This is a genomic window from Streptomyces tuirus (genome assembly GCF_014701095.1).
Lineage (GTDB): Bacteria > Actinomycetota > Actinomycetes > Streptomycetales > Streptomycetaceae > Streptomyces > Streptomyces tuirus.
In genome coordinates this window covers 6,298,722-6,320,501 of record NZ_AP023439.1, presented here as the reverse complement: position 1 = coordinate 6,320,501, position 21,780 = coordinate 6,298,722, and the positions used below count along the sequence as shown (strand labels likewise).

The 21,780-nt window shown below is 71.6% G+C and carries 17 protein-coding genes; 8 read left to right on the top strand and 9 right to left on the bottom strand.

What is annotated here, in order from left to right:
• Positions 1–2 precede the first annotated feature (2 nt).
• A complete protein-coding gene (locus tag IGS69_RS28700; RefSeq protein ID WP_269783187.1) occupies positions 3–1,484 on the bottom strand; it encodes an AlkA N-terminal domain-containing protein in 1,482 nt (493 codons plus the stop codon).
• 131 nt (positions 1,485–1,615) lie between these two features.
• Between IGS69_RS28700 and IGS69_RS28695 the strand changes: the two genes are divergently transcribed.
• The gene (locus tag IGS69_RS28695; protein ID WP_190903380.1) at positions 1,616–1,978 is read left to right on the top strand and encodes an ArsR/SmtB family transcription factor; all 363 of its coding nucleotides are present in this window, start codon (positions 1,616–1,618) and stop codon (positions 1,976–1,978) included.
• Between the two features lie 29 nt (positions 1,979–2,007).
• On the opposite strand, the gene IGS69_RS28690 is transcribed toward IGS69_RS28695, so the two are convergent.
• Entirely contained in the window at positions 2,008–5,904 is a 3,897-nt protein-coding gene (locus IGS69_RS28690) for a glycoside hydrolase family 2 TIM barrel-domain containing protein (RefSeq protein WP_190903379.1), read from the bottom strand.
• 462 nt (positions 5,905–6,366) lie between these two features.
• Between IGS69_RS28690 and IGS69_RS28685 the strand changes: the two genes are divergently transcribed.
• Positions 6,367–8,412, top strand: coding sequence for a SpoIIE family protein phosphatase (locus tag IGS69_RS28685; RefSeq protein WP_190903378.1), 2,046 nt, complete (start codon positions 6,367–6,369; stop codon positions 8,410–8,412).
• 63 nt (positions 8,413–8,475) lie between these two features.
• Here the strand turns inward: IGS69_RS28685 and IGS69_RS28680 are convergent, their stop codons facing one another.
• Complete coding sequence (locus tag IGS69_RS28680; RefSeq protein WP_190903377.1) at positions 8,476–8,895, bottom strand: DUF7144 family membrane protein; 420 nt, start codon at positions 8,893–8,895, stop codon at positions 8,476–8,478.
• A gap of 279 nt (positions 8,896–9,174) precedes the next feature.
• On the opposite strand from IGS69_RS28680, the gene IGS69_RS28675 reads away from it, so the two are divergent.
• The 3 genes from IGS69_RS28675 (at position 9,175) to IGS69_RS28665 (ending at position 12,506) form a co-directional block, all read left to right on the top strand.
• Entirely contained in the window at positions 9,175–9,753 is a 579-nt protein-coding gene (locus IGS69_RS28675) for a potassium channel family protein (RefSeq protein ID WP_190903376.1), read from the top strand.
• Positions 9,754–9,756: 3 nt separating this feature from the next.
• On the top strand, positions 9,757–11,166 hold the full coding sequence (locus IGS69_RS28670; RefSeq protein ID WP_190903375.1) for a DUF2252 domain-containing protein: 1,410 nt from the start codon (positions 9,757–9,759) through the stop codon (positions 11,164–11,166).
• Positions 11,167–11,672: 506 nt separating this feature from the next.
• On the top strand, positions 11,673–12,506 hold the full coding sequence (locus tag IGS69_RS28665; protein WP_190903374.1) for a class II glutamine amidotransferase: 834 nt from the start codon (positions 11,673–11,675) through the stop codon (positions 12,504–12,506).
• 71 nt (positions 12,507–12,577) lie between these two features.
• Here IGS69_RS28665 and IGS69_RS28660 read toward each other — a convergent pair whose 3' ends face one another.
• From IGS69_RS28660 to IGS69_RS28640, 5 genes are read right to left on the bottom strand one after another with little or no spacing between them, the layout of a single operon-like run.
• A complete protein-coding gene (locus IGS69_RS28660; protein ID WP_190903373.1) occupies positions 12,578–13,924 on the bottom strand; it encodes an MFS transporter in 1,347 nt (448 codons plus the stop codon).
• Positions 13,925–13,969: 45 nt separating this feature from the next.
• On the bottom strand, positions 13,970–14,953 hold the full coding sequence (locus IGS69_RS28655; RefSeq protein WP_190903372.1) for a PDR/VanB family oxidoreductase: 984 nt from the start codon (positions 14,951–14,953) through the stop codon (positions 13,970–13,972).
• Positions 14,954–14,970: 17 nt separating this feature from the next.
• Positions 14,971–15,432, bottom strand: coding sequence for a hypothetical protein (locus IGS69_RS28650; RefSeq protein ID WP_190903371.1), 462 nt, complete (start codon positions 15,430–15,432; stop codon positions 14,971–14,973).
• Positions 15,433–15,466: 34 nt separating this feature from the next.
• Positions 15,467–16,753 carry a Rieske 2Fe-2S domain-containing protein gene (locus IGS69_RS28645; RefSeq protein WP_190903370.1) on the bottom strand — a complete coding sequence of 429 codons (1,287 nt, stop codon included), beginning with the start codon at positions 16,751–16,753 and terminating at the stop codon, positions 15,467–15,469.
• Positions 16,754–16,775: 22 nt separating this feature from the next.
• The gene (locus IGS69_RS28640; RefSeq protein ID WP_190903369.1) at positions 16,776–17,960 is read right to left on the bottom strand and encodes a zinc-dependent alcohol dehydrogenase; all 1,185 of its coding nucleotides are present in this window, start codon (positions 17,958–17,960) and stop codon (positions 16,776–16,778) included.
• 106 nt (positions 17,961–18,066) lie between these two features.
• Between IGS69_RS28640 and IGS69_RS28635 the strand changes: the two genes are divergently transcribed.
• The gene (locus IGS69_RS28635; protein ID WP_190903368.1) at positions 18,067–18,822 is read left to right on the top strand and encodes an IclR family transcriptional regulator; all 756 of its coding nucleotides are present in this window, start codon (positions 18,067–18,069) and stop codon (positions 18,820–18,822) included.
• Between the two features lie 248 nt (positions 18,823–19,070).
• On the opposite strand, the gene IGS69_RS28630 is transcribed toward IGS69_RS28635, so the two are convergent.
• On the bottom strand, positions 19,071–19,805 hold the full coding sequence (locus IGS69_RS28630; protein ID WP_190903367.1) for an IclR family transcriptional regulator domain-containing protein: 735 nt from the start codon (positions 19,803–19,805) through the stop codon (positions 19,071–19,073).
• A 214-nt stretch (positions 19,806–20,019) separates the two neighbouring features.
• Here IGS69_RS28630 and IGS69_RS28625 point away from each other — a divergent pair, with 214 nt between their 5' ends.
• Together IGS69_RS28625 and IGS69_RS28620 are read left to right on the top strand one after the other, a co-directional pair.
• On the top strand, positions 20,020–21,303 hold the full coding sequence (locus IGS69_RS28625; RefSeq protein WP_198427730.1) for an aromatic ring-hydroxylating dioxygenase subunit alpha: 1,284 nt from the start codon (positions 20,020–20,022) through the stop codon (positions 21,301–21,303).
• Positions 21,300–21,776, top strand: coding sequence for an aromatic-ring-hydroxylating dioxygenase subunit beta (locus IGS69_RS28620; protein WP_198427729.1), 477 nt, complete (start codon positions 21,300–21,302; stop codon positions 21,774–21,776). The genes IGS69_RS28625 and IGS69_RS28620 overlap by 4 nt, the downstream gene beginning before the upstream one ends.
• The last annotated feature ends 4 nt before the right edge of the window (positions 21,777–21,780 follow it).

Here is a 21,780-nt window from a genome sequence, read left to right as displayed (position 1 = left end):
CCCTATACCGGAAGGAAGTTGATCGGGTGGCTGTCGGTCGCCCAGAGGTACTGGACCGCGTAGGCCCGCCAGGGGCGCCAGGCGGCGGCGCGTGCGGTGAGCGCGGCGGGGGTGGACGGCAGGCCCAGTTCCCGGGCGGCGCGGCGGATGCCGAGGTCGGTGGGGAAGAAGGCGTCGGGGTCGCCCAGGGCACGCATGGCGATGACGTCCACCGTCCAGGGGCCGAAGCCGGGCAGGGCGAGGAGCTGGGCGCGGGTCTGCGGCCAGTCGCTCTCGACGCCGAGGCGCAGCTCGCCGTCGGCGAGCCGGTGCACCAGGGTGGTGAAGGTGGTGCGGCGGGTGCGGGGCATCGCCAGCGAGTCGGGGTCCAGCGCCGCGAGGGCCTCGGGGGCCGGGAAGAGGTGGGTGAGGCCGCCCTCGGGGTCCTCGACCGGTTCGCCGTGCGCGGTGACGAGGCGGGCCGCGTGGGTGCGCGCGGCTGCCGTGGAGACCTGCTGCCCGAGCACGGCCCGGACGGCGAACTCGGTCTCGTCGACCGTGCGCGGCACCCGCCGCCCGGGTGCCTTGTCGACCAGGGGCGCGAGGACCGGGTCGGCGCGGAGCTGCTCGTCGATGGCGACGGGGTCGGCGTCCAGGTCGAGCAGGCGGCGGCAGCGGCTGATGGCGACGGTCAGATCGCGCAGGTCGCTGAGGGTGAGGCGGCAGGCGATGTGGTCCGGGTTGGGGGTGAGGGCCACGATGCCGTGGCCGTACGGCAGGCGCAGGGTGCGGCGGTAGGCGCCGTCGCGCCACTCCTCCACGCCGGGTACGGCCGTCGCGGCGAGGTGGCCGAAGAGGTTGTCCGGGTTGAGGGGGGCGCGGAACGGCAGCCGCAGGGAGAGCGCGCCGGGGGTGCCGGCGCCCTGCCGTTCGGGGGCGCGGGCGCGCAGCTCGCTCGGGGGCAGGGCGAAGACCTCGCGGACCGTGTCGTTGAAGGTGCGGATCGAGGCGAAGCCGGCGGCGAAGGCGATCTGCGCCATGGGCAGGGCGGTCGTCTCGACGAGCAGCCGGGCCGTCTGGGCACGCTGGGCGCGGGCGAGCGCGAGCGGGCCCGCGCCCAGCTCGGCGAGCAGCTGCCGCTCGACCTGCCGGGTGCTGTAGCCGAGCCGGGCGGCGAGGCCGGGCACGCCCTCGCGGTCCACGACGCCGTCGGCGATCAGCCGCATGGCGCGGGCCACCAGGTCGGCGCGCTGGTTCCACTCCGGGGAGCCGGGGCTGGTGTCGGGCCGGCAGCGCTTGCAGGCCCGGAACCCGACCTGCTGGCAGGCCGCCGCGCTGGGGTGGAAGACCATGTTCTCCGGCTTGGGCGGCACCACCGGGCAGCTGGGACGGCAGTAGATGCCGGTGGTCAGGACGGCCGTGAAGAACCAGCCGTCGAACCGCGCGTCCTTCGACCGCACGGCGCGCACGCAGCGCTCGGTGTCGGTGTGCATCCCCATCTGCATGCGTCCAGCATCCGGCACCGGGCGGCACGGGGCTGGCGAGAATCCGACATCGACGTGGCGGCGCGGAACCGGCCCACCGGGACAGATGAAGATTCATTCATGTGTTCGTGCGTGGCCGGTACGATGACGGCATGGGTCATGGAGCCGTCACCCCCGCGCAGGAAGCCGCCGAGCGCGTACGCCTGGACGCGGACAACGTCGCGAAGGTCGCCACCACGCTCCAGGCCCTGTCCACGCCCTCCCGGCTGCTGATCCTGGCGCGGCTGCGCGAAGGCCCGCTGCCGGCCACGGAGTTGGCCGCCGAGGTGGGCATGGAGCAGTCGGCCTGCTCCCACCAGCTGCGGCTGCTGCGCAATCTGGGCCTGGTCGTGGGCGAGCGGCAGGGCCGTTCGGTGGTCTACGCGCTGCACGACCACCATGTCGCCGAGCTGCTCGACCAGGCCGTGTACCACGTGGAGCACCTGCGGCTGGGCATCAGCGACGCCGCCGGCTGAGGGCGGCGCCGCTGTTCCCACCGCCGGTGCTATGCGGTGGCGGTCGGCCGCCGCGAGGCCTCCATCGCCTCGCTCACGCGCGTGAGCGGACGCAGCCGGTAGGTGTACGCGTAGGCGCGGTTCGCGAGCAGCTTGAACTCGTCGTGCGTGTGCGCGCCCCAGCTGTTGTCGCCGCCCACGCCCATCTGCCGGTGGTTGAGCCGCAGGACCACCGCGTCCCGGGGGGTGAGCTGGTAGTCGTGGCGGGCCCCGACGGACAGGTCCTCGGGGGTGAAGTGCGAGGCGTTGACCTCCAGCAGCGGCTCACCGGTCACGAGCAGTCCGCGCCCCCGGCCGTCGGTCAGCGCGGCCCACCGCACATCGGTCTTGTTGCCGTTCTCCTGGGGGCGCAGATACGAGGTCCACTGCCCGGAGACGGTGCCGGAGTGCAGGCCGACGTCGGTGGCGTTGTTGCGGTCCCACATGTTCTCCTCGGGGCCGCGGCCGTAGTAGTGCAGCCGGTCCAGGCTCCGCGGCAGGAACAGCAGGGTGCCGACCTCCGGGATGTACGGCAGGCCGGCCGCGCCCGGGTGCAGGGTGTTGTCGACCTTGATCTCGCCGTTGCCGAAGACCGTGTAGGTCGTGCTGTACGTCGACTCGGTGGCGGTGGGCAGCGTGCCGGTGACGGTGACCTCGACGGCCCGGTCGTCCAGGGGCCGTACCCGTACGCCGGTCACCTTCCGCCGCGCTCCGGCGTCGCGCCACGTCTGGTTGCGGGTGTGCTGGCCGTTGCCCCGGTCGTTGTCGGTGGGCGCCCGCCAGAAGTTCGGGACGGGTCCGGAGGTGAGGAGACGGGTGCCGCCCGCCTCGTAGGAGGTGATCGTCCCGGTGGCCTTGTCGACGGTGACGGAGAAGCCCTTGCCCTGCACGCCGACGGTCTTGTCCCCGTCGGTGTGGCTCAGGGCGGGCACGCCGCGCAGCGGTGCGGGTTTCACCGCCGGGCTGCCCGCGTCGAGGGCGAGTTGCTGCTTGGCCACCTCGAAACCGGCCTCGGCCCACGGGGTGGCTTCCCTGGTGGTGAAGGAGAGCTGGAGGAAGTACTCCGTGCCGGGCGCGGGCTTCGCCGGGAGCCGCACCGGAATCTTGATGTCCTTGCTGCTCAGCGGTGCCACGTTCAGCTGGTCGCGGGTCAGCCGGCCGCGCTGGACGATCTCGCCGTCGGCGACGAGGGACCAACGGCCGCCGAACTCGCGGAGGTTGGTGAACAGGTACTCGTTGGTGAGGGTGACGGCGCCCGGACCGCCCGGGGCCGCGGTGGCGTTGACGGCCTGGTAGACCTGCTTGACCTCGGCGGACTTGCCGGTGAGGCCGCGGTCGGCGGTGACGATGCCGTCGCCGGAGAAGGCGCCGTCGTTGGGGTTGTCGCCCCAGTCGCCGCCGTAGGCGTAGAAGGTCTTCTCGCGCGTGCGCTTCTCGGTGAAGCCTGCGGTGGCGGCGTCGAACCAGAAGCGCACGCCCTCGTCGCCCGGTGCGCGGGTGTCCGAGGCCAGTTCGGCGGCGCCGAGGGCACGGGCGTACACGCGGGCCCGGCGGATGGTGCCGCTGAACTCCCGGGTCGGGTTGTCGATGTCGGTGGCGAGCGACAGGGACGCGGTGTTGTTCGCGGGGCGCCGGGTGGTCGTCCGGGTGCCGCGCACCTGGCCGTCGACGTACAGGGTGAGCGTGCCCGCGTCCGCGTCGAAGACACCGGCGATGTGGTGCTCCTTGCCGGTCCAGCCGTCGGGCAGCGCCCAGCTCGCGGTGACCCACTGGCCGCCGCCGTGGATGAAGAACTCCAGGTTCCGGTCCGTCTGCTTGAGGGCGTACTGGGTGTCGCCCTTGGCGAGGATCGGCTGGTGGAAGCCGGTCACGCCCGGGGTGACCCAGGCCTCCAGGGTGAGGGAGCCCGTGAGATCGAGGCCGGTGTCGCGGGGGAAGACGGTGCCCCCGGAGAGGCCCTTGGCCCGGTCGAAGGTGCCGGCGGGCGCCATGACCTCGCCGCGCAGTGCGGCCGGGCCCGACTCGGTCAGCAGCTTGCGCGACGGGGTGGGCCAGCGCAGGGCCTGGTCGACGAAGTCCCAGATCCAGCCGCCCTGGAGGACGTCGTGGCGGCGGACGATGTCCCAGTACTTCTTGAAGTTGCCGCTGGAGTTCCCCATCGCGTGGGAGTACTCGATCATCACGTACGGCCGGGTGTCGCCGGTGTCCTTGGCGCGCTGCTCGACCCGCTGCGGGCTGTCGTACATCTCGGAGCGGATGTCGCTGATGCCCGGGCGGTCGTCGCCCTCGTACTGGATGACGCGGGTGGAGTCGTAGGAGCGGATCCAGTCGTGCATGGCGTTGAAGGTGGTGCCGCCGCCCGCCTCGTTGCCGAGGGACCAGATGACCACCGAGGCGTGGTTCTTGTCGCGGTGGACCATGTTCTGGGCGCGGACCACGCATGCCTCGGTCCACTCGGGGTGGCCGCTGCCGGGGAACTCGTCGCGGATGCCGTGGGTCTCGAGGTTGGTCTCGCCGACGAGGTACAGGCCGTACTCGTCGGCGAGTTCCAGCCAGAGCGGGTTGTTGGGGTAGTGCGAGGTGCGGACGCTGTTGATGTTGAGCCGCTTGATGATGCCGATGTCCTCGACCAGCTGCGCGCGGGTGAGCGCCGAGCCGGTGACGGGGTGCATCTCGTGCCGGTTGGTGCCGCGGAAGGAGACCGGTTTGCCGTTGATGCGCATCAGGCCGTCCTTGAGCGCGAACTCGCGGAAGCCGACCCGGTGCGAGAGGGTCTCGACCACCTGGCCGGCCGGGTCGCGCAGGCGGAGCACGGCGGTGTAGAGGTTCGGGTGCTCGGCCGACCACAGCTTGGGCGAGGGGACGGCTCTGGACGCCTCGACGGTGGCCTCGTCGCCGTCGGGGACGTCGACGGTCCGGTTCAGGGGCCGCGGCCAGACGGCGTGGCCGCGCGCGTCGTACAGCTGGGTCTCGACGGTGTAGCGGCCCGCGCCCTCGCCGCCGTAGTCGCGGACGTGCGCGGTGACCTGGAGTTCGGCGGTGGTGTAGCCGTCGCCGAGGGGGGTGTTCAGACGGAAGTCGCGCAGGTGCACGCTCGGCGTGGAGTAGAGGTGGACCGAGCGGAAGATGCCGCTCAGCCGGATCATGTCCTGGTCCTCCAGCCACTCCGCGTCGGAGTAGCGGTACACCTCGACGGCGATCTGGTTGGTGCCCGGCTTGAGGTGACGGGTGATGTCGTACTCGGCGGAGGTGTAGGAGTCCTCGTGGTAGCCCGCCAGTTCGCCGTTGATCCACACGTAGTGGGCGGACTTGACGCCCTCGAAGTGCAGGAAGGTGCGGCGGCCGGACCAGGTGCGGGGCACGGTGAACGTGCGGCGGTACTGGCCCACCGGGTTGTAGCGGGTCGGTGCGGCCGGCGGCTGGGCGTCCTCGCCGCCGCCGTTGGGACCCCACCACGGGTAGGTGATGTTGACGTAGATCGGGAAGTCGTAGCCGTGCAGCTGCCAGGCCGAGGGCACGGGGATGGTGTCCCAGCCGGAGTCGTCGACGTCGGTGCCGTGGAAGTCCTCGTCCCGGTCCTCGGGGCGGTCCGCGTAGGCGAACTTCCAGGTGCCGTCGAGGCTCAGCCGGTACGGCGAGCGCTCGCGGTCGCCCTTCAGGGCCTGTCCGAGGTCCGCGTAGGGCATGAGGGTGGTGTGCGGCGGCTCGGTGCCGATCCGGTAGACGCCCAGGCCGTCGTTCCACTCGGGCGGGCCGTCCGCCGCCGGGCGCCGGCCGGCCGCGTGCGCCGCGGCGGGCGACGCGGACAGAGCGAGCGCGCCGAGCACGGCGGCTCCTCCCTCCAGCAGTCGGCGACGGCTGACGACCGGCCGGTCGGCGGGAGAGGGGTGCGAGTGCGGGTGCGGCATGACCGTGGCCTTCCTCGGTTCGACAGGGTGCTGCACGGACTGAGGGCATGTCAGACGGGCCGCCCAACTACCCATGCCTGATGGATGTTTCTGCTGGGAGGCGTGCAACTGACGGGGGCTGAGCAACTGCTGAGCAGGCACACCCTAGGACTCGAACACAAACGAAGCAATGACCCCGTCGGACTTTGTGCGGTCCTGATGGTTCCCCGGTGCGGGACTGCGTCTCAGGCCGTGAGGAAGGCGAGCAGCTCGCTCGTCGGCAGGGCGGGCGCGTCCAGCCCAGGCTCTCCCCTCAGGTCCGGTCCTCCATGACGCCTGTCCCTCCCACGCGGGCACCGACCCGCGGCTTTTTGTCACTTCGACGCGACAGTGCCGCTCCCGCGACCGTAATGTGACCTCATCGGACAGCCCGCGCAACAGATCATGGCGGTACCTTTTGCCGCGCCGGAAGGAGCGGCTCGCATGAACGGGTATGCGACCTCGGACCGCGACGCCGTCACGGCCGCGCCCGGCGGGCTGCTGGATCTGCTGAAGGTCGCGGCCGTGGTCCTGGACGCCGGCGGGCACATCGCGCTGTGGAGCCCCGAGATCGAGCAGCTGCTCGGCTGGACCGCGGAGGAGGCCCTGCGCCAGCGCGCCGACACCCTGCTGGTCTCCCCCGAGAACCGGCCCCGGGGCAGGGAGCTGTTCGCCCAGGTCAGCACGGGTGCCCGCTGGGCCGGTGTCTTCCCGCTGCGGCACCGCGACGGCACGGAACGCGCCGTGGAGTTCCGCACGATGCGCCTCCTCGACCCCGAGGGTCAGCCCCACCTGCTGGGACTCGCCACGGACGCGACGACCGTACGGCAGGTCGAGCGCGACCTCGCCCTCTCGCACAGCCTCGTCAACCAGACCCCGATCGGCATCGCCGTCTTCGACAACGACCTGCGCTGGGTCGGGGTCAACCCCGCGCTGGAGCGGATCAACGGCGTGCCCGAGGAGGCCGTGCTGGGGCGCCGGGTCGGGGAGGTGCTGCCCGGCCTGGACGTGCAGGCCATCGAGGCCCGGATGCGGCACGTCCTGGAGACCGGCGCACCCCTGCTCGACCAGCAGACCGTCGGCCGGACGGCGGCGGACGAGCAGGACCGCGCCTACTCGGAGTCCTACCACCGCATCGAGGACATCGACGGCCGCGTACTCGGGCTCGCGATGGCGGTGCTGGACGTCACCGAGCGGCAGCAGGCCGCGGCCGAGGTCGCGCAGGCCCGCCAGCACCTGTCGGTGATCGCCGACGCGGGGATGAGGATCGGCACCACGCTGGACCTCCAGCAGACCGCCCGGGAGCTGGCCGACGTGGTCGTGCCGCACCTCGCGGACCTCGCCGCCGTGGACGTCCTGGAGTCGGTCGTGGCCCGCGGCACCATCACGCCCGTGTCGGGCGGCTCCCCGGCCGAGTTCCGGGCGCTGGCCGTGGCGGCCGGCTACCCCACCGACGCCATCCACGCCGCCGACCCGGTGGGCGAGCTGGCCACGTACGGGTCGTCGCGGATCATCACGCAAGTCGTGCGCAGCGCCCGCCCGGTCCTGGTCGAGCGCGTGGACGGCAAGATGCTGCGGCGTCTGGCCCGGGACTCACGGGCCGCCCTCGCCCTGCACGAGGCCGGCGCCCACTCCTATCTGGCGCTGCCGCTGGTGGCCCGGGGCAAGGTGCTCGGCACGCTCTCGCTGTACCGCACGGTCAACGAACGCCCCTTCGACGACCAGGACCAGGTGCTCGCCTCGGAACTCGCGGCCCGCGCCGCGATCTGCATCGACAACGCCCGCCTGTACGGCCGTGAGCGCGGCACCGCCCTGACCCTGCAGCGCAGCCTGCTGCCGAGCACGCCCGCCGAGCGGGAGGGGCTGGACATCGCCGCCCGCTACCGCCCGGCCCTCAGCGAGGTCGGCGGCGACTGGTACGACGTGCTGCCGCTGGGCCCGGGGCGCACCGGGCTGGTCGTCGGTGACGTCATGGGCAAGGGCGTCCAGGCCGCGGCGATCATGGGGCAGCTGAGCACGGCGACGCGGGCGCTGGCCCGGCTGGACCTGCCGCCCGCCGAGCTGCTGCGGCACCTCGACGACATCGCCGGCTCCCTCGGCGACGCGATCGCCACCTGCGTGTACGCGGTGTGCGACCTGCGGCGCGGCACCTGCGAGCTGTCCAGCGCCGGGCATCTGCCGCCGGTGCTCGCCGGGGCGGACGGACGTGCCGAGCTCGTCGACGTGCCGGGCGGGGTCCCGCTCGGGGTCGGCGGCGTGGACTTCGGCACGGTGGAGGTGGGACTCGCCCCGGGCTCCCTGCTCGCCCTGTACACGGACGGGCTGGTCGAGAACCGCGGGGAGCCGATCGACACCGGCCTGGACACCCTGACCCGGCTGCTCGGGAACGCGGGGCCCAGCCTGCAACGCGCCAGCGACAGCCTGCTCAGCGCGCTGAGCCCGGAGCCGGACGACGACGTCGCCCTGCTGCTGGTCCGCACCCGCGCCTGAGCGCGGGGGGCCGGGGCGCGAACGCGGCCGTGCCCGTCCCTTCCGGGCGGGTACGGCCGGCTCTCAGATGTCGCCCTTCTTCACGGTGCACAGGGCCCAGATGATGAACCCGGTCAACGCGATCATCACGACGGACCAGACCGGATAGGCGGGCAGGGAGAGGAAGTTCGCGATGAGGACGAGTCCGGCGATCCCCACACCGAGGACGCGTGCCCAGGTGGATGCCTGGAACAGTCCCACGCTGACGAGCACGGCGACCACGCCCAGGATGAGGTGGATCCAGCCCCAGCCGGTGAGGTCGAAGGAGAAGACGTAGTTGGGGGTCGCGACGAAGACCTGGTCCTCGGCGATGGCCGAGATGCCGCGCATGATCCCCAGGATCCCGGCGATCATGAGCATGACGGCGGCAAAGATCATCAGGCCCGCGGCGGCGGTTCCGTGCCTCGCCCTCGAGGTCCCGTGCGTCGGGTGTGTAGCGGTCATCCTGCTCCCTCGATTCTGCTGCGTCCGGCGCGGTCAGCGACCGGAGGTGGGGGTACGGGGGCCGAGAGCGGCCAGGTAGTCCTGCGCGGTCATGTCGGTCCTCCGTCCCGGGTGCACGCCCGGCAGCCGTCCCCGTCGACACCAGCGTGCCCGGGGCCGGAGCCGGGCTGCCTCACCCGTGGCGGGTGATCCGCGCGGGGCGTCCGGACGCTGAGGTGGTGGGGCAGGGCTTGTGGGGCGCCCCGGCACCGGGGCGGGACCGAGACCGAGAGACACGCGATGGACGATTCAGCGGAGGTTCCCGGCCGGCGGCGGCCGGGGCGTAGCCGGCGGGCGGCGGTCACGGCCCTCCTGCGCGCCGCGCTCATCGCGGCCGGCCTCGTCACGGTCTACTACGTGCTGCCCCTGGACGGGCGCGGCACGAGCGGCGACTCGGTGCTGCTGGTCTGCGGTCTGCTGCTGGTGGTCGTGGTCTTCTGGTGGGAGGTGCGGGCCATCGTGACCTCGCCCTACCCCCGGCTGAAGGCCGTCGAGGCCCTGGCCACGACGCTGGCGCTGTTCCTGCTGCTCTTCGCGGGCGCCTACTTCCTGCTGGAGCACACGACCCCGGGCTCCTTCAGCGAGCCGTTGACGAAGACGGACTCCCTGTACTTCACGCTGACCACGTTCACCACCGTCGGCTACGGCGACATCACGGCCGATTCCCAGACCGGGCGGGTGCTGACGATGATTCAGATGCTGGGCGGGCTGCTGCTGGTGGGCGTGGCGGCACGGATCCTCGCCGGCGCTGTGCAGGCGGGGCTGCGCCGGCAGGGCCGAGAGCCCTCGGACGACTTCCCCTCGCGGCCGGAGGGCTGAGCCATGACCGTACCGAGTCCGTTCACCACCTTCATGTCACCGAGCGAGCGGGCCGCCGCGGGCCGCAGCGCCCGGCGGCGGGTGCCGCGTTCCTCCCACGCCGGGTTCGAGGCCGGGCCCGACCGGTTCGATCCCGTCGAGGTGGTGGAGCGCCAGTCCGCCACCCGCGTACCGGAGTTGGTGCCGATCCGCTACGGCCGCATGCTGGAGTCCCCGTTCCGCTTCTACCGGGGAGCTGCGGCGATCATGGCGGCGGACCTCGGGGCCACCACCGACACCGGGCTGCGGGTGCAGCTGTGCGGGGACGCCCATCTGCTGAACTTCCGGCTGCTGGCCTCACCGGAGCGCCATCTGATCTTCGACATCAACGACTTCGACGAGACGCTGGCCGGGCCCTTCGAGTGGGACGTCAAACGGCTCGCGGCCAGCTTCGCCATCGCGGGCCGCGCCAACGGCTTCTCGGCAGCGGAGCAGAACAGCGCGGTGGAGACGTGCCTGCGGGCCTACCGGCAGCGGATGCGGGACTTCGCCGGGATGCGCACCCTGGACATCTGGTACGCCCAGGACGACGCGGACCGGATGGGGGAGCTGATGGCCGCGTCGATGTCCAAGGAGGCCCGGCGCCGCACCGCGAAGGCCACGGCGAGTGCCCGGTCCCGCACGTACATGCAGGCCTACGAGAAGCTCACCCGGGACACGGCCGTGGGGCGGCGGATCACACCGGACCCGCCGCTGATCATCCCGCTGCGGGACCTGCTGGAGGACGACTCGGCGCACTTCCGGGAGAAGGAGCTGCGCGCCGTCCTGGAGGGCTACGCACGGAGCCTGTCGTCCGAGCGGCGGCATCTGCTGCGCCGCTACCGGCTGGTGGACATCGCCCGCAAGGTGGTGGGGGTCGGCAGTGTCGGCACCCGCTGCTGGATCGTGCTGCTGCTCGGCCGGGACGACGACGATCCGCTGCTGCTCCAGGCCAAGGAGGCACAGGAGTCGGTGCTCGCCGCCCATTCCGGCGGCGACCGCTACGACAACCAGGGCCGGCGCGTGGTGGCGGGGCAGCGGCTGATCCAGACGACCAGCGACATCCTGCTGGGCTGGACACACGCGGTGGGCCTCGACGGGCACGAGCGGGACTTCTACGTGCGGCAGTTGCGGGACTGGAAGGGCATCGCCCGGCCGGAGACCATGGACCCCGGCCTGCTCCGGCTGTTCGCGCGGCTGTGCGGGGCGAGCCTGGCACGGGCCCACGCCCGCTCGGGCGATCCCGTCGCCATCGCCGCCTACCTGGGCGGCGGCGACCGCTTCGACCGGGCGCTCACGGTGTTCGCCCAGGCGTACGCCGACCAGAACGAGCGGGACTTCGAGGCGCTGGGCGCGGCGGCCCGCTCGGGCCGGATCCTCGCGGCGACGGAGTGACCGCCCGGGTTGGCGGGGCGGGCGGCCGGGCAGCGGCGCCCGCCGTCCACGCGGGCCACCACCGGGCGTCGGCGGCTCGGGCCACCACGCGCCCGGTGGCATCGGCCACCGTGCGTCAGCGACTCGGGCCACCGCGCGTCAGCGGCTCCGGCCACCACGCGTCGGTGGCATCGGCCACCGTGCGTCAGCGACTCGGGCCACAACGCGTCGGCGGCTCCGGACACCGTCAGCCACTTCCGCCACCACGCGTCGGTGACATCGGCATCCCGTGCGTCAGCGACTCGGGCCACCGCGCGTCAGCGGCTTCCGCCACCGTGCGTAAACCGCTTCGGCCACCACGTGTCAGCGGCGCCGGCCACCGCGCGTCGGTGGTATCGGCCGTCCCCGTAACCACCCGCGGCGGGCGATGCGTGCCGGGTGCGAGGGAGGTTCGCTGGGGTTCACGCACATCACCTACGGAGCCGCGCGGCCCGGCCGGGCGGCGGCTCGGAACAGGGGTATCGGCCATGTGCCGCTGGCTCGCCTACTCGGGCACTCCCGTGCTGCTCGACGACGTCCTCTACCGCCCGGAGCACTCGCTGATCGACCAGAGCCTGCACGCGCGGATGGGGGTCGAGACCACCAACGGCGACGGCTTCGGCGTCGGCTGGTACGGGTGGCACCTGCGCACCCCCGCCGTCATCCGTGACACCGGCCCGGCCTGGAGCAACCTCAATCTGCGGGAGATCGCCGACCACGTCCGCTCGCCGCTGTTCTTCGCGCATGTGCGCGCCTCGACCGGCTCGGCCGTGCAGCAGACGAACTGTCATCCGTTCCGCTACGGGCGGTGGATGTGGATGCACAACGGGGCGATCGACGGGTTCCGGGAGCTGCGCCGGGATCTCATGCTGGCCGTGGACCCGGAGCTGTTCCCGTCGCTGGAGGGCACGACGGACTCGGAGGTGATGTTCCACGTGGCGCTCACCTTCGGTCTCGACGGCGATCCGCCGGGTGCGGTGGCCCGGATGACGGGGCTCATCGAGCGCCTCGGCCGCGAGCACGGGGTGGCGCAGCCACTGCAGATGACGGTCGCGGTGACCGACGGGGAACGGGTGTGGTTCTTCCGCTACTCCAGCGCGGGAAAATCGCGGTCGCTGTACTACAGCAGCCGGGTGGAGGACGTGCGGGCCCTCCATCCCGACCTGGGGTTCCTGAACCATGTCTCCGACGAGACGCGGCTGGTCGTGTCGGAGCCGCTGGGTGATCTCCCCGGGGTGTGGAACGCGGTGCCCGAGAGCACCTACGGAGTGGTCCAGCCCGGCCGGGACCTGCTGCGGCACTTCGAGCCGGAGCCCGTCTGAGCCCCGCCGTGCCGTGGCTCACCGACAGCCGGACCGATAGCTCCGGGCAGTCGATCCGGGCAGGCAGGACCTCACGCAGGTGGTCCGTTCATCGGGAGGCGACCCGCGGCCGAACCCTGTGCTTGGCCGGAGGCCGGCGCGGCGTCTTCGGGGGTGTCGGCCGTGGACGGCGGCCGCTCGTTGACGGCCAGCATGATGAGGCATCCGGTGAAGGGGCCGGCGGCCAGAGCAAGGAAGGCCGCGCCGAAGGAGCCGGTCGCGGAGAACACCATGCCCACGACGACGGGCACGACCACGCTGCCCAGTTGCCAGGTGGCGTTCGCGATGCCGGATGCGGAGCCCGTCACCGAGGACGGGACCAGCCTGGGCACCAGGGCGACGACCAGGGGGGTCCAGCCGTAGGCCGCCGCACCCAGCAGGGGGGCGAGCCAGATGAGCGCGTCCGGATCTCCGAGTGCGCCGAAGCACACCAGCGTGCTGCCGAAGACCGCGAGAATCGCGATCGTCGGTGTCTTGCGGGCGCCTCCGAAGAAGCGGTCCGTGACGAATCCGACGGCCGGCTTCACGGCGATGGCGGTGACGGCGAAGACGGACACGACCAGGCCGGCGGTCGCAGGCGTGACCCCGTGTCCCTTGATCATCAGGGCGTTCGCCCAGGTGATGAACCCGTACAGGCCCCAGAAGCCGCCGAACCCGGTCAGGCAGGTCAGGACGAGGCTGCGGTTGCGCACCAGGCCGCCCAGGTCGAGCCTGCGCCCGGGGCGCTCGCCCCCGGAGTCGGCGGTGTCGGCGGTGTCGGCGGTGTCGAGCATCGGGCCGGGGCGTACCAGGAAGAAGAGCAGAACAGCCAGCACGATGGAGATGACGCCGAAGACGTGGTACGAGGTGTGCCAGCTGTACTTGGCGATGATGGTGGGGACCACGGTGTTGGCTATCGCGGTGCCCAGGGAGGTGGCGGTAGTGAACAGTCCCAACGGCAGACCGAGGCTCGCCGCCGGAAACCAGCTGGTGATGAGCCGGATGCCGGCCGAGTAGTCCGCGCCGGCGAAGAGACCGACCAGCGCCTGGAGCGCGATGCCCACCGTCGCCGACGTGGTCGAGCCGAAGGCGGTCATGCCGACGCCCGCGCCCAGCAGGGAGACGGTCAGCAGGATGCGGCCACCGTAGCGGTCCACGCCCAGTCCGCCCAGGGCGTTGGAGACGACGTAACCGATGTAGTAGGCGGTGGCGAAGGCGCCGAGGCTGGCCAGGGGTACGGCAAGGCTCTCACCGACGAAGACGGAGGCCGGACCCCATGTGGAACGGTCGATGGACGTGAGGGTGAAGGAGACCCAGCAGGCGATCAGGACGACCCAGCGGTACGGCGACGGCCGCGGGTGGTCGGACGGCTGGGCAGGCTTGTGTGACGACAGGTTCACCGTTGAACCTCCGTGGGTGTGGAGTCGGGGGTACCGCTTGAGCGGTCAGAGGTCCAGGACCAGGCGGCGTGAGGCGCAGCCGCCGACGCAGATCATCATCGTGTGGCCGGCGGCCCGCTCGCTCGCGCTGAGGATGGTGTCCTGATGAAGGGGCTTGCCTGCGATCACCTTGGTTTCGCAGGTGCCGCAGAAACCCTCCTCGCAGGAGTACAGGACATCGGGCCGGACTTCGCGTACGGCCTCGAGGATGGAGGTTCCGGGCTCGACGGTCACGGTCTCGCCGGTGCGGGCGAGTTCGACCTCGAACGCGGCAGCGGGGGTGGCGTTTTCGCCGTCCGGGACCGGAGCGGGTGACTCGGCGGCGGTGAACTGCTCGGTGAGCAGGGTCAGATCGGCGCGGTCGGACGCGACGGCGGCGCGCAGGGCGGTGAGCATGCCGGCGGGGCCGCAGGCGTAGAGCAGGCTGTCCTCGGGGGCCTCGCGAACGATCTCGGCCAGGGGCAGGGGACCCTCCGCGCCGTCGCTGCGCAGGGTGAGAGCCGCACCCGCCTGGTGGGCGAGTCCGCGGAGCTCACCGGCGAACGCCATGGTGTCGGCGCGTCGTCCGCCGTAGTGCAGTGACCAGGGGACGCCGTGCCGGGTGGCGTGGCGGGCCATGGACAGGATGGGGGTGACTCCGATGCCGCCGGCCACGAAGACGTAACGGGCAGCCGGCTGGAGCACGAAGTGATTGCGGGGGCCGCGCAGTTCGAGGGTCATGCCGACCAGCGCGGTGTCGTGGATCTCGGCCGATCCACCGCGCCCCGTGCTGTCGCGGAGCACCGCGATCGTGTAATGCGGCTCGGCGGGATCGCCGCACAGAGAGTACTGCCGGATCAGGCCCGAGGGCAGGCGCACATCGATGTGGGCGCCCGCCTCCCAGCCGGGCAGGGCTTCGCCCGCGGTGGGCGAGAGCACCATGGAGATCACCTGGTCCGCTTCCAGGCGGACTTGGGTGACGACGACCTGGAACCACTCGGTGTCCGTCATGGTCGGTCTGCCTTTCTTCAGATCGGGCCGGGCGTGTCAGCGGTCCGGGGACCGCCGCGCAGCACCCGGAGCAGCGCCACCGCCGGTGCCATGTCGGCGAGGACCACCACGGTGTCGGCGGTGGCACGCAGTTCGGTGGCGGTGCGCCGGGCTTGCGGGCCGTGCCAGCTCCGGTCGGGGCTGATGACGATCGCGCCGACCAGAGCACCGGACGCGCGGGCCGAGATGCCGAGGCGGGTGACGAGGCCGGGATCGACGGCGGCGAGGTCGTGGGCCAGCATGACCACGACGTCGGGCCGGGACAGGCCGCCCGGAGCAGAGCCCGTGCCGGCCGAGGGCGTGTCGGGGCCGGCTATCACGATCCCGTCGAGTGCGTCGTGCGGGGCGGGGTTCAGGACGGCGGCCCGGGAGCGCGGTTCGAGGGGGACCAGGAGTACGTCGGCCCGGTAGGACCGGTGTGAGCGGGAGGCTGACGGCATGGCGGCGAGCCCTCCTTCCGGGTGCGCGGACGGATCAGATGGAGGTGAAGTCCTCGCCGGGGTGGACGACGAGCGCGTCCTTGGCGCCTTCCTGGAAGGGGACGGACCGGGGCAGCAGCACCGAGGCCGACCGCACCCGGTGGTGCTCGGCCCGGTCACCCGGCAGCGGCTCGTCCTTGTCCGCGGTCTCGGCGGCCGCGAGGAGACGGCGGCGGGCCAGGATGATCGCGGCGTCGGACGTGCCGAGACGCTCCTTGGTGCGGTCGACGATGGCGCCCATGCTCTCCTGAAGAGAGAAGTCCTGGGCGGCGATGCCCTCGACACCGCTGAAACTGCGCTTCTCGCGCTGCGCCTGACGGTCAATCAGATAGTCGTTGGTCTTGTTCGCGGCCGTGCGGTAGGTGCCGGGCAGGTACTTGGCGTGGATGCCCTCGCCTTGGCGCATCGCCTCGAGTTCGTCGTCCCTCAGGGGACGGGTGGGGTGGTAATTGATGCTCCAGGCCCAGCAGTTCTCGTCGTCGATGGGCACCCAGGCGTGTCCGCCCAGCGGGTTGTGGGTTCCGAACGGCGGGATGATCGTGTACCAGGGCATGATCCACTGGGTGACGCGCCAGTAGTAGTGGTCCGCGTCCGCTTCCCGGCGGGCGCCGATCAGCAGACCGCCGTCGGACTCGATGACCTCGAACTTGGGCCTGGTGTCCGCCTTGAGGTAGGCGATGCCGGCGGTGCCCGCGTGCATGGGATCGTCGTCCATGTTGAAGCGGTGGGCGAAGGAGACGTGGCTGGAGTCGATCCCGCCCTCCATGGCCTGCATGAAGTTGGTCTCCTGCAGTCGCTTGGAGACGAAGACGTTCTCGGGCGGCAGGGTGGCCCACTCCAGCTCGGGCAGCTCGGGCTTCAGCTCCGGCGGGCCCATGTAGGTCCAGATGACACCCCCGCGCTCGACGCAGGGGTAGGCCGTCTGCTTGATCTTCTCGTGGAAGCGGCTGGCGGGCGGTTCGGACGGCATGTCGACGCAGTTGCCTTCGACGTCGTACTTCCAGCCGTGGTAGGCGCAGCGCAGACCGCATTCCTCGTTGCGGCCGAAGAACAGGGACGCGGTGCGGTGACTGCAGAACTCGTCGAGCAGACCGATGCGGCCCTGGGTGTCGCGGAAGGCGATCAGGTTCTCCCCCAGCAGCTTCACCCGGACCGGGGGGCAGTCGGGTTCGGGGATCTCCTCGGCGAGCAGCGCGGGAATCCAGTACCGGCGCAGCAGGGTGCCCATCTCGGTGCCCCGGTCGGTGCGCACCAGTCGTTCGTTCTGTTCCGGCGTCAGCATGTGGCTCTCTCCTTCTGTGTGGTCAGGGGCGCTGGGTATCGGGGCGATCGAGGTCGGGCCGGACGACGATGTGCGGTGAGGACGGTCCGCTGCCGGCCGCGAGCCGGGTGAGCATGTCGCCCACTTCTTCGAGGGGGATTTCGACGGTGGGCACGTGCTCCAGCCCCGAGGTGCCCTCGGTCAGGGAGGCGATGGCACGGCCGATCGCCTGCGGGGGACGGCCGCGGACCGCGGTCAGTGTCAGACAGCGCCGGATCATCGCCGCGGAGTCGGCCGGGACGGCGGCCGGCTGCTTCGGCGTGGTCAGCACCAGGCGGCCGCCGTGTCCCAGCAGGTCCACGGCGACGTCCACCACGCTCGGGTCGGAGCCGGTGGTGTCGACGACTAGGTCGCAGGAGCCGCCGCCCAGGGCCGCCCGTACGGCCGCGCCCCAGTCTCCGGACTCTTCGGCGACGACCGCGGTGGCGCCCAGCGCCTCGGCCATGCCCAGCCGTTCGGCGTCCCGGGGCAGGCCCACAACGACGACCTTGCCGGCCTCGCCCAGGCGGGCCGCGGCGGCCACGGCGAGACCGTGGTAGCCGGGGCCGAGCACGACGACGTTCTGCCCGGCTTCCAGCCGGCCGGCGCGCAGGACCCAGTCGACGGCGTTGGCGTACGGCAGGACCCAGGCCGCGAGCTCCTGCGGCAACTGCGGGGGCAGCCGGTGCACGACGGCGTTGCCGGGGAGGAACATGAACTCGGCGTTGCCGCCGAACAGCGCGGGGTCCTCGCTGACCGGCACCGTGCCGATGCGCCGCCCACCGCCCCACAGATCGGTCTGGGGGCACAGCCGGTAGGCGCCCGACGCACAGTCGGGACACCGGCCGCAGGGCAGGTACTCCTCCACCAGCACCCGGTCGCCGGGGCCGACCCGCCAGCGGTGCGCCGCCTCCGGACCGACGGCCGCGATCCGGCCGACGACGTGATGGCCGAGCACCGTCGCGGCGGCCACTCCCCGCTGGAACATGCCGACGTCCGTCCCGCAGATCCCGGACGCGGTGACCCGCAGCCAGCCTTCCCGCGGCCCGGCGGCCCGTAGCGGGAAGGTCCGCAGCGCACTGCGGGCGCCCGGCAGCGCGACGCTCGCCCGCGCCGTTTCCGGCAGCGGGTCCACACCGGTGTGCCGGGGTGCCGCGGAACGAGGGGCAATCGGTGGTGAACCGTCCACCACACCCTCCTTACTATCGCTGTGCGATAACGTCTTATCGCTGAGTGATTTCGATACAGTAGGTCGGGATACGACAGGCGTCAATGGACGGAAGTGCGGAGGAACGGTGGCACCCTCGAAGGCGGGCGCGGACAGCGGGCGCAGGGCTCTGGAGTTGCTGTTCGCCTTCACGGAACAGCGGCCGGTGGCAACGGTCCGTCAACTGGCGGACGAACTGGGGATCCCCGTGCCCACGGCTCACCGATATGTGGCGCTGCTGCGCGACATGGGCCTGATCGAGGAGGGCGACCGCGGGCACTACCACCTCACGATGCGGGTCGCGGCTCTGGGGCGGGCCGCCCGGCGGGCGACTCCCCTGGTGAACGTGGCCGAACCGTTCATGCGCGAGCTGTCGCACAGCACCCAGGAGACGGTGATCCTCAGCCGGCTGGTGCACGGACTGCCCGTGTGCATCCATCGCGTGGAGAGCCTGCGCCCGTTCCGGCTGTCCTTCGAGCCGGGTCAGCCCCTGCCCGCCCTGCGGGGTGCCAGCGTGCGTCTTCTGCTCGGCGGTCTGTCCGCGACGGAGCGCCTGCGCCACATCGACGAGGCCCTCGCCGTCGGCGAACTCCCCCCGGTCAACGGCCGCGAGGCGTTCCTCACCGAGATCGACCACGCGATGCGGCAGGGCTGGGAGGTGAGCCACGAGGAGATCGACGAGGGGGTCTGGGCCGCCTCCGCCCCGGTCAGGGAGGGATCGCAGATCGTGGCCGCGCTGTCGGCGCCGTGCCCTGCCTTCCGCCTCGACGAGGCGCAGCGAGCGTCGATCATCGACCAGGTGGTGAAGACCGCGGACCGCATCTCGCAGGCCCTCAGCAACTGAGAGGTCAGGTCATGGCCCGGCTCCGGAAGGAGTCAGGCCATGACCCGGCTCCGGAAGGCTGTCACTCCCGGAGGCTCCGACTTCGGCGAGTGGCGGTGGGGTTGGACCGGTCCACCATCCCCCGAATCAATCAGCCGGCCGAGCCGGCGCGGACCGCCGGAGAAGGTGCGTGACCCGCGGGACGGGATCGAAAGCCGGCGTAGTCACCTCGGAAGCCCGGGGCGTCGGCCGGAGCGGTACATCCCCGCTCACAGCATGCGGCCGATCCTCTCCGCGTGGTCTTCGAGTACGGGCAGGAACTGCTCGCGCATGTCCTCCATCGAGATACGGGCCGTGAAGGCACTGACGCTGAGGGCGGCCCTGATGTCGCCCTGCGCGTCCCTCACCGGTGTGGCCATCGAGCGCATGCCGAGCTCCAGCTCCTCGTCGGTGACGGCGGCGGCTCCCTCCCGGACCGCCAGTACCTGCCGCCTGATCTCCTCGACGTCGACGAGCGACTTCGGGGTACGCGCCTGGGGCCGGCAACCAGCCAGGTACGCGCCCAACTCCGCGTCCGGCAAAGCTGCCAGCAGCACCCTGCCGGTCGCCGAACTGTAGGCGGCGAGCCGGGTCCCGACCTGCACTCCCGCGGAGACCACCCGCTCGGTCTCGGCCCGGGCCACGAACACCGCTGCCCCGTCGTCGAGTACGGCGAGCGAGACCGACTCCCCCAGCGCCTCGCGCGCGGACACCAGATGGGGCTGCGCGAGGCGGGGCAGCGGGTCGGTTCGTGTGTAGGACCCGCCGAGCCTCGCCATCCGGGGCGTGGGACGGAAGTGCTTCCCGTCGTGCGCCAGATACCCGAGCTCCGTCAGTGTCAGCAGGCACCGGCGCGCGGTGGCGCGCGTCAGTCCCGTGGCCTGGGCCGCCTCCGAGACCGTCAACTGGGTGCGCGAACGCCCGAATGTCTCGATCACAGCCAGCCCTTTGGCCAGCCCTGCCATGCCTTCCGGGCCGCGCGGACGCGGATTACCCGGCTCCGCAGCCTTGACAGCGCTTCCGACACTCGGCTTATCTGTTCGCGTATTAGCCACGCGTTCGTTATACGAACAAAATCGGGAGCTGTCAACCCCGAGGCATGACACCCGCACTGAGGAAGTCCGGAATGCCGCGCGCCGGCGCAGCCGCGGTCGCGGCATTCCGGAAGAAGGAGCAGCCTTGACGAGCACCCTGCCCGAGAACTCCGCGAAGAGGGAGCAGGACCGCCCGGAGTGGCCCGACGAGCTGACGCGCGTCCCGTACTGGGTCTTCCAGCGCCAGGACGTGTACCGCGAGGAGCAGGAGAACCTGTTCCGCGGCCCCTACTGGAGCTACCTCTGCCTGGAGGCCGAGGTTCCGCAGCCCGGTGACTACCGGACGACCTTCGTCGGCGACACCCCCGTCATCGTCTCCCGCGACGAGGACGGCGAGCTCTACGGCTTCGAGAACCGGTGTGCCCACCGCGGCGCGCTGCTCGCCCTGGACGACCGCGGCAGCAACGCCAAGGATTTCACCTGCGTCTACCACGCCTGGAGCTACAACCTCCAGGGTGATCTGACCGGGGTCGCCTTCAAGGACGGCATCAAGGGCCAGGGAGGCATGCCGAAGTACTTCTGCCTGGAGGACCACGGCCCGCGCAAGCTACGGCTCGCCGTCCTGCACGGCCTGGTCTTCGGCAGCTTCGACGAGGACGTCCCCGACATCGAGGAGTACCTCGGCGACGAGATCCTCAGCCGGATCGACCGGGTACTCGGCGGCCGCACACCGGTTGTCCTCGGCCGGTTCACCCAGCTGCTTCCGAACAACTGGAAGCTCTACATGGAGAACGTCAAGGACTCCTACCACGCGAGCATCCTGCACCTCTTCTTCACCACGTTCGGCATCAACCGCCTCGGTCAGCGCGGCGGCATCATCGTCAGCGAGAGCGGTGCCCACCACGTCAGCTACTCCGCCATCGACCGCGAAGCGGAGCTGGACGCCGGGTACTCCGACCAGAACATCCGGTCCGACAGCGAGTACAAGCTCGCCGACCCCTCGCTCCTCGACGGATTCAGCGAGGTGGGGGACGACACCACCCTGCAGATCCTCTCCGTCTTCCCCGGGTTCGTCCTCCAGCAGATCCAGAACTCCGTGGCGGTCCGCCAGATCCTTCCGCGCGGCGTCGAGTCCACCCGGCTCAACTGGACCTACCTCGGGTTCGAGGAGGACACCCCGGAGCAGCGCACCGTGCGGCTCAAGCAGGCCAACCTGATCGGCCCCGCCGGTTACATCTCGATGGAGGACGGCTGCGTGGGCGGCTTCGTCCAGCGTGGAATCGCCGGTGCCGCCGACGAGCAGGCCGTGCTGGAGATGGGCGGTGAATCGGCCGCGTCCAGCGAGAGCCGGGTCACCGAGGCATCCGTCCGCGGCTTCTGGAAGGCGTACCGCGAGGGCATGCACCTGCGACAGGAGAACGACAAGTGAACGTGACCGTGGATGCCTTCAGGCTCATCAGCCGCGCCCAGGGCGAGTACGCCCGCTGCATCGACGACGGCCGGATGGAGGACTGGCCCGGGTTCTTCGAGGAGGACTGCCACTACCGCATCACCACGGCCGCCAACCACAGCGAGGGGCTGGAGGCGGGCGTGATCTGGGCCGACAACCGGCGCATGCTCAGCGACCGCGTTTCCGCCCTGCTCGAGGCCAACATCTACGAGGCGCACACCTACCGGCACATCCTCGGCCAGCCCGCGATCCTGGAGGAGTCGGACGAGGGCGCCCGCAGCGAAACCGGCTTCCTCGTCGTCCGCGTCATGCGCGACGGCAGCTCCGACATCTTCGCCACCGGACGCTACCTCGACCGCTACCGGTTCGACGGGGACCGGGCGAGCCTCGCCGAGCGGGTCGTGGTCTGCGACAGCTCCACCATCGACACCCTCCTGGCGCTGCCGCTGTGACCCC

What these genes read in the sequence shown, in the direction of transcription:
- IGS69_RS28700 (WP_269783187.1), bottom strand. Translation starts at nt 1,484, where the DNA reads ATGCAGATGGGGATGCACACCGACACCGAGCGCTGCGTGCGCGCCGTG.
- IGS69_RS28695 (WP_190903380.1), top strand. Translation starts at nt 1,616, where the DNA reads ATGGGTCATGGAGCCGTCACCCCCGCGCAGGAAGCCGCCGAGCGCGTA.
- IGS69_RS28690 (WP_190903379.1), bottom strand. Translation starts at nt 5,904, where the DNA reads ATGCCGCACCCGCACTCGCACCCCTCTCCCGCCGACCGGCCGGTCGTC.
- IGS69_RS28685 (WP_190903378.1), top strand. Translation starts at nt 6,367, where the DNA reads ATGAACGGGTATGCGACCTCGGACCGCGACGCCGTCACGGCCGCGCCC.
- IGS69_RS28680 (WP_190903377.1), bottom strand. Translation starts at nt 8,895, where the DNA reads ATGACCGCTACACACCCGACGCACGGGACCTCGAGGGCGAGGCACGGA.
- IGS69_RS28675 (WP_190903376.1), top strand. Translation starts at nt 9,175, where the DNA reads ATGGACGATTCAGCGGAGGTTCCCGGCCGGCGGCGGCCGGGGCGTAGC.
- IGS69_RS28670 (WP_190903375.1), top strand. Translation starts at nt 9,757, where the DNA reads ATGACCGTACCGAGTCCGTTCACCACCTTCATGTCACCGAGCGAGCGG.
- IGS69_RS28665 (WP_190903374.1), top strand. Translation starts at nt 11,673, where the DNA reads ATGTGCCGCTGGCTCGCCTACTCGGGCACTCCCGTGCTGCTCGACGAC.
- IGS69_RS28655 (WP_190903372.1), bottom strand. Translation starts at nt 14,953, where the DNA reads ATGACGGACACCGAGTGGTTCCAGGTCGTCGTCACCCAAGTCCGCCTG.
- IGS69_RS28650 (WP_190903371.1), bottom strand. Translation starts at nt 15,432, where the DNA reads ATGCCGTCAGCCTCCCGCTCACACCGGTCCTACCGGGCCGACGTACTC.
- IGS69_RS28645 (WP_190903370.1), bottom strand. Translation starts at nt 16,753, where the DNA reads ATGCTGACGCCGGAACAGAACGAACGACTGGTGCGCACCGACCGGGGC.
- IGS69_RS28630 (WP_190903367.1), bottom strand. Translation starts at nt 19,805, where the DNA reads ATGGCAGGGCTGGCCAAAGGGCTGGCTGTGATCGAGACATTCGGGCGT.